This window comes from Methylobacterium sp. J-072 (genome assembly GCF_022829425.1).
Taxonomy (GTDB): Bacteria; Pseudomonadota; Alphaproteobacteria; order Rhizobiales; family Beijerinckiaceae; genus Methylobacterium.
Genome location: NZ_JAKSYK010000073.1, coordinates 1 through 5,699, shown reverse-complemented (window position 1 = coordinate 5,699; position 5,699 = coordinate 1). Strand labels below are relative to the sequence as shown.

3 protein-coding genes, 1 tRNA gene and 1 pseudogene are annotated in these 5,699 nt (G+C 67.2%); all 5 read right to left on the bottom strand.

From position 1 onward, the window contains the following. The coding region (locus tag MKK67_RS07045) for a flagellar protein (protein ID WP_243963049.1) at positions 1-1,056 on the bottom strand (1,056 nt) is incomplete at its 3' end. 659 nt (positions 1,057-1,715) lie between these two features. Then, entirely contained in the window at positions 1,716-3,803 is a 2,088-nt protein-coding gene (locus tag MKK67_RS07040) for a tetratricopeptide repeat protein (protein ID WP_243963047.1), read from the bottom strand. A gap of 541 nt (positions 3,804-4,344) precedes the next feature. Then, positions 4,345-4,434 (bottom strand) — tRNA-Ser (locus MKK67_RS07035). A gap of 78 nt (positions 4,435-4,512) precedes the next feature. Continuing rightward, the gene (gene xerC, locus MKK67_RS07030; RefSeq protein ID WP_243963046.1) at positions 4,513-5,436 is read right to left on the bottom strand and encodes a tyrosine recombinase XerC; all 924 of its coding nucleotides are present in this window, start codon (positions 5,434-5,436) and stop codon (positions 4,513-4,515) included. A gap of 131 nt (positions 5,437-5,567) precedes the next feature. Next, a pseudogene (locus tag MKK67_RS07025) lies at positions 5,568-5,699 on the bottom strand (IS5/IS1182 family transposase); the annotation flags it as partial.

Sequence of the window (5,699 nt, the reverse complement as noted above, 5' to 3'; positions counted from 1 at the left end):
GCCCGTGTCGAGCACGTTGATCAGGTTCTTGCTGAAGTCCTGGCGGTTCTGCACCACAGACAGGTTCGAACCGAAGGTCGAAGCATCGGTGCGCAGCTGGCTGGAGGCGGTCGTCAACTTGCCCAGGGTGGTGTTGATGTCGCCGTTGAGCAGGAAGCTGCCCTGCCCGATCGTCGAGGTCTTGGCCGAGGTCGTGGTGATCGAGGTCAGGCCCAGGCCGCTCGAGGTCTCGTCGGTCGCGCTGACCGTGAGGTTCGAGTTGCCCTTCGGGTTGAAGTTGATCGTCAGGTTGTTGTTGTCGCCCTTGCCGTTGATCAGGTTCGTGCCGTTGAAGCTCGAATCGCCGGCGAGCTGATCGATCTGGGTCAGCAGGCTGTTGTACTGCGAGGCGAGCGTCGCCCGGGCCGAGACGCCCGACACGCTCAGGTCCGAGCTCTGGCCGGCCGCGGCGGTCGTGCCGTAGGTCGGGCCGGAGGAGGCAGTGCCGCCCGAGAAGCCCAGCGCGGTCTGGTCGGCCGAGCTCTTGAATTCCACGTCCGAGGACGCGTTCATCACGATCTTGGTGCCGTCGGTGCTCTTGGAGAAGCTGCCGGCGCCCACCGCGGTGTTGAGCTTGGTCAGGGCCTGGTCGAGGGTGTCGGTCGAGGCCAGCGCGACGGTGGTCGCCGAGCCGTTGACGTAGAGGTTGAGCGTGGTGTTGGCGGCCGGGGCCGAGTAGGCGGTCGAGGCGGTGCCGGTGGTGGTGATCTGAGTGGACAGCGCCTGGTTGGCGACCGACTTGGCCTGATCGACCAGCTTCTGGATCGAGGTGATGCCCTGGTTGGCGGCCTGGATCGACTGGATCCCGTTCGAGATACCGTCGAGCAGGTTGCCGAGATCGCCCGAGCGCTGGCTAAGGGACTGCGAGGTGAAGAAGCTCACCGGGTTGTCGAGGGCCGAGGAGACCTTCAGGCCGGTGGAGAGCCGGTTCTGAGTGGTCGCGGTCAGCGAGGCCGTGTCCTGCAGCGAGAGCAGGTTCTGGCGGGTGGCGGCGGTAAGGGTGACGCTGGAAGACATCGGGTCGATCCTTTTGATCGCGAAGCCGTCTTATTGGCGGCTCCCGCGGTGTATCGCCCGGCGACTTGCTGAGACCTTAATTCGATCCTCCAAAAAATGTATCTGCGAGACATCGTTAATGAGTCTTTTCCGGAGACGAACAGCAATCGTTCGACGTCTTGCTCCAGCTCTATATCAAGGTAGCGATCGTTTTATTTCCGACGTCAACGCGATCAAGTCCGGATTGCTTAGCAAGACGACTTAGCGGTCGACTGATATTCAGCCGTCAAATGCCAAGTCGATCCATTTGATAGCGCCTGCGGCCGGCCCGAGCTTCGCCATCCGGGCCTGGACCCTGCTGCCCAAAGGCCGATCACGGGCGGCCCTCAATCGCGGGACGAACAGGATCGTTGCGGGTAGCCCACTGCCGCGTCACGGGTTTTGACGCCCCCGGGATCCGCTGAACAGCGTGCGCACGATCCAGCGACCAGCACGGGGCCCGGAGCAGGCGGCGCCGGACGGTGAGAGCCGTTCAGCGTGTCAGACTAAGGATCGAGCACCCCTGCGCCTGGCGCGATCGGGCGCGGCTCCAGCGACGTCGCGATCCCTTCGCACGAGCGCGGATGCTCCGCCGATCCCAAACGGGATCCGCCAGCTTGTGCTTCCGTCGGGGCCGCGTCTCAGGCCTGCGCCTCGGACAGCCAGGCCCGCCACATCCCTCGGAACGCCGCGTCGACATCGGCGGCCAGGGCGGTGTGGTCCATCAGCGGGCTGGCGTGCAGGCGCTCGCGCAGCCCCTGCCGGACCGTCCGCAAGAGCGCACGGTCGCAGGCCAGATCCCGGGCGATCGCCACGTAATCCGCCTGGCTGTCGGCGATCAGCTCCGGCAGGCCCATCGCGGTGAGCACCGAGACGCCCGTGCGCGCCGCCGCGTGGCCGCCGCGCAGGGTCACGAACGGCACGCCCATCGACAGGGTGTCGTAGCTCGTCGTGCCCCCGTTATACGGGTACGGATCCAGGGCGATATCCACCCGGTGGTAGAGTTCGTGGTAGCCGCTGTTGACCCGTGGCTGGAAGATCACCCGATCGAGGGGCAGGCCCGCCGCGGTGAGACGCGTCTCGACGGCTTCACGGACCTCCGGCGTGCCGATGTCGCCCACCACCATGAACAGCCGCGCATCCGGGACCGCCGACAGGATCGCGGCCCAGGTCTTCAGCGCGTCGTCGCAGACCTTGGTCAGGCGGTTGAAGCAGCCGAAGGTGATGTGGCCCGCATCCTCGAAGGGTGCCCGCGCGCGCACCGGCGGCAGATCGTCGACGCCGGCATAGGTGGCGGTCACCCGCGGCAGGCGCCAGAGCCGCTCGGCATGCAGGGGCTCGGCGAGGCCGGGCGGATCGGTGATCGGGTCGGTGAGGCGATAATCCATCGCCGTCAGGCCGGTGGTGCCGGGATGCCCGATCCAGGTCACCTGCACGGGGGCGGGCTTGCGGGCGAAGACCAGCAGGCGATTGCCGGCACTGTGCCCGGACAGGTCGACCAGGATGTCGATGGCGTCGGCCTCGATCCGGTCGGCCGCCTCGTCGTCGTCGAGGCCGGCGAGGTTGAGCCAGCCGTCGAACAGCGGCTTGAGCCGCTCCGAGACCGCGTCCTCGCTCGCATGCGTCATGTAGGCGAGCGCCGTGATGCCGTCCCGGTCGATGGCGCGCAGATACGGCTCGAAGAAGCGGACGAGGGCGTGGTTGCAGAAATCGCCCGAGACGAAGCCGACGCGCAGGCGGCGATCCGGGTCGCGATCGTTGGCGAAGGGGCGGCGGCGAAGCAGCGGGTCCGCGTAGCGGCGGCCATAGGCCAGCGCGTCGGCGGCGTATTCCGCGTGCGGGATGTCTGCGGCGTAGAGCTTGGCGAACAGGCGGTTGGAGGCGACGAACAGCTTGGACGGATCGAGGCTCAGGGCGCGGTCGAAGGCCTCCACGGCTTCGCCCAGGCGGCCGAGGGCCAGCAGGGCGCTGCCGCGGTTGCTGTGGGCGCCGGCATTGCCGGGCTCCAGGACGATCGCGCGCTCGGCGTGCCGCAGGGCCTCGCCGTACCGGAACCGGCGCTGGTAGACGCCTGCGAGGTTGGCATGCGCCATCGCGAGGTCGGGATCGAGTTCGAGGGCCTTCTCCAGGGCGGAGATGGCGCCGTCGTGGTCGCCGCGGTTGGTGAGGACCGAGCTGAGGCCGCTGAAGAACAGCGGGTTCTTGGGCTCGCGGTAGAGCGCGATGCTGATCAGGTCATAGGCGAGTTCGGGCCGGTTGGTGCGGGCCGCGATGGCGCCGGCGAGGTAGGTCGCATGGGCGTGGGTGTCGTCGAGGAGGAGCACGAGATCGAGCAGCGCCTCCGCCGGGCGGTGCTCGCCCCGGTCGTAGCGGAGCTGCGCGGCCGCGAAGGTGCTCGCGATGAAGGTCGCGTTCAGCGCTTGCGCCTCGGGGCCGAAGCTCTGCGCCTTGTAGCGCTCAAGGATCGCGCGAGCGTCGGGCTGCCGGTCGACGGCGAGCAGGGCGGTGGCGAGCGCCAGCCAATAGCCCGGGCGCTCGGGCGCACCCCGCAGCGCCGTGACGAAATGGGTGACGGCCTTCTCCGGGGCGGTTCGCGCCGCGATCTGGCCAAGCTCGTAATGGGCTTCGGGATGGTCAGGCTCGGCGCCGAGAACGCGCTGGAGGCTGGATTCGGCCCGGTCGAATCGCCCGGAGGCGCGGTGGTCTCGAGCCTTGGCTAGGCTGCGCATGGAGGCAGCGTCCCGGGGCGCACCGGTTGCCCGCCCGCCATATTGATCGAGCATTCCACACCCTCCCGTCGCGCGGAGATTGCGAATGCAGGGTTAAGGACGCGTAAACCCAGCCCGGATTTGCGTTATCGGATGTATCGACGGCTCGTCCTGGTGCCGGAGCTCGGCCCCGGGGCGTGCGGAGATGGATTGCTGCGCCGGGCTCGCTAGATGTTCGGTCCCGCCCATCCGGTCGGCCAGAATAGTGGTTCGCAGATTGGCGGCCGACGCATCCAGGGAATACGGAGCCGAGGAAGCAGAGAGGGTTCGAGCACGACAGCTTCGCGGGGTCGATCGCGACGCTCGCCGCTCGAAGTTACTGCATCATGGCTACCGGCACGCGCTACGCAACCATGAGCCAGCTGTTACGCCGGAGAGGCCGGTTCGGCAGCGGATGGGTCTGCTGTTCCCCTCCAGCCGCGTCGGCGTTCGGCTCGCTGTATCGGATCCACCGGCGGGAGCGGCCGCACGTGGACGCGATGGTCTCGCGTTCAACCCGCGCTGGCGGAAGGGGTGGGATTCGAACCCACGGTGGAGTTGCCCCCACGGCGGTTTTCAAGACCGCTGCCTTAAACCACTCGGCCACCCTTCCAAGCCGTTGTGTCGCTTGGATAATCTGCCTCGATTGGTGAGTCTGGAAAGCCGTATTTGCTTCCGCTTTGCTACCCAATCATCCGGCAACCCTGTCTATGGCCGCACGGAGGGCAGCGTCAACCTTCGCGGCTGCGTCCTCCTGCATCCCCGGCAGGACGTGCGAATACAGGTCCAGCGTGATCGCGATGCTGGAGTGGCCGAGCCGCTCTTGGGCGATCTTCGGATGCACACCGCTTGCAAGCATCTGCGTCGCGTGGCTGTGCCGGAGGTCGTGGAATCGAACCCGGGGCAGCGTCTTGGACAACGCCAGGATGCGCGTGAACTCGTGGGTCAGGCTGTTGGGCTGGACCGGCCGACCATCGGCTTGAGCGAACACGTAATCGTCGTCAGTGAGCCGCACGCCGAGCTTCAGCAACTCCTCGGCCTGACGTACCCGGTGCCGCCGCAGCTCCTCGATCGCCAGCGAAGGCAGCGCCACGCGGCGGGAGCGACCGCTCTTCGTGTCCTTGGTCCTAGTGCCGGCCTTGGTTTGCTCGGTGCTCTCGACGATCGCCAGGTGCCCGGTGGCAAAGTCGACAGCCCGCCAGCGCAACGCTGTGACCTCGCCGCGGCGGAGGCCGCAGAGAACGCCCAGCACCACCGGCACGAACATACGCGTCGGCCGAAAATGCGACATCAGCGTCGCAGTCTCGTTCGCGTCGAGCGCCCGCATCTTGGTCCGCTCGACCTTCGGCGGGTCGACAGCGTCGGCCGGGTTCCGGTTCAGGATCCGCCATTTCACGGCTTGGCCGAGCGCTTGCCGGAGGATTCGGTGCATGTGGTGGACGGAGCGCGGCGCCAGACCGCCGGTGCCGTCACGGCGACCACTGACGAGCGCCTTGGCGTAGGCCGCCGAGATCTGCTCTGGTCGGAGGCTCGTCAGCACGGCGTTGCCGAGCAGCGGCACGATGTTCTTCCGGGCCAGCTCGGCATAGCGCTCGTGGCTGCGCGGCGAAACCAATGTCCGGACGTGCTCAAGCCAGCGGTCGAGGAAGGCAGCTACGGTCTCCTTGCCTGGCTCGACGTAGTCCCCTCCCCCGATCGCGGTGATCAGCCGGGCGCACTCCTTCTGCGCCCCGCGCTTAGAGCGTGTTATGAACCTGTTATGAGTCGTCCAGCCTGTTTGAGCATGAGACAGACGAATGCGACCATGTGAAGACCTGCCAGCGTGCTGGCATAACGCTCGTAATCTTTGACCAGGCGCCGACAGCGCGTCGCCCAGGC

Bases quoted from the DNA above. Each gene is read 5' to 3' on its own strand.
- MKK67_RS07040 (WP_243963047.1), bottom strand. From the start codon at position 3,803: ATGCGCAGCCTAGCCAAGGCTCGAGACCACCGCGCCTCCGGGCGATTC.